Source organism: Blautia sp. DFI.6.71, from assembly GCF_020593585.1.
Classification (GTDB): domain Bacteria; phylum Bacillota; class Clostridia; order Lachnospirales; family Lachnospiraceae; genus Blautia_A; species Blautia_A wexlerae.
In genome coordinates this window covers 1-1300 of record NZ_JAJDMJ010000129.1, presented here as the reverse complement: position 1 = coordinate 1300, position 1300 = coordinate 1, and the positions used below count along the sequence as shown (strand labels likewise).

Sequence of the window (1300 nt, the reverse complement as noted above, 5' to 3'; positions counted from 1 at the left end):
GAAACAAAAAAAGAAAGGAAGTATGTTGTTTTTGCTTCTAATAACATCATACAAGGAAATGAAATGGAAACACTACAATTAAAGAATATTTCTTACTTTTATAATAAGGAGCTTCCTATACTTCAAAATATAAATATCAGCTTTGAAAGAGGAAAAATGTATGCCATTCTAGGAAAGTCAGGTAGTGGTAAGACGACTCTTTTATCTCTTTTAGCAGGACTCGATGAACCTGTAGATGGTGTGATATTGTATGAGGGTAACATATTAAAGGGAAAGGAATTGGATAATTATAGAGCAAAGCATGTTTCTATAATTTTTCAAAGCTATAATTTGATTGATTATTTAACTGCGGTTGAAAACATTGAATTTATTACGAACAAGAATGCACGACCTATTTTGCACGAATTAGGAATTTTAGAAGAAGACATGGATAGAAACGTGTTGCAATTATCGGGAGGACAGCAACAGCGTGTTGCAATAGGAAGGGCATTAACGTCCGAAACGGATATTTTACTCGCAGATGAGCCGACAGGAAATTTAGATGAAAAGACAGCAAAAGAAATAGCAGAAATATTAAAAAATACGGCGTACAGAAAGAAAAAGTGTGTCATTGTCGTTACACATTCTTCAGAGGTGGCGAAATATGCAGATATAGTATTAAATCTAGAAAAGGGAAAACTATTGGAAGAGAGGCGAGATACATGAAGAGAAAAAAAGGAATGATTTATATTTTAGTTCTTATACTTCTGCTAATTATAGGTTGTGTATATATGTGTGAACAGAAAAAAGTACATGAAAAGAATTCAACTTATGATTATGAGATCAATACTAAAAAAGATGACAGGTCAATAGATATAGATGTTGAAGAATAAATGGTAAGAAGCCGAGTAACTGTGAAAAGTTATTCGGCTTCTTACAGTTGCGTTTTATGGTTACATATTTGGTTATAAAAAAGGTTTGTAAAGGACATGGGAAGTGGAGTGATTTCAAATTACTAATGAAACATAAGAAAGGAATGATACAGAGAGGGACTGAATCTATGGTTACGTTTATTTGTAGCTTACATATAGATAATTTTAGAAAGAAGCCATTGATATAAGAATCTCTTGTTTTTAAATTTGGATGAACATAATTGCTCAGTACAAAAATTATTTTCATTTTTGTCTGGGAAAGTGAAAGGAATGGATACAAATATGAAAATAGCAGTTTGTGATAGTGATAAGAATTTTTTAAATAAGGTAGAAGTGCAAATTCTGCTCGAACGGTACGCCTATTCCGAAATCGGCGGTACATTCATTCT

General features: G+C 32.2%; 2 protein-coding genes. Both read left to right on the top strand.

The window, feature by feature from the left end; translation table 11 throughout:
* The coding region (locus LJE12_RS19530) for an ABC transporter ATP-binding protein (protein ID WP_334303179.1) at positions 1 to 705 on the top strand (705 nt) is incomplete at its 5' end.
* A complete protein-coding gene (locus tag LJE12_RS19525) occupies positions 702 to 872 on the top strand; it encodes a hypothetical protein (protein ID WP_173721478.1) in 171 nt (56 codons plus the stop codon). The genes LJE12_RS19530 and LJE12_RS19525, both read left to right, overlap by 4 nt.
* Positions 873 to 1300 lie beyond the last annotated feature (428 nt).

Coding starts and splice junctions, on each gene's coding strand:
- LJE12_RS19525 (WP_173721478.1), top strand. CDS start 702: ATGAAGAGAAAAAAAGGAATGATTTATATTTTAGTTCTTATACTTCTG.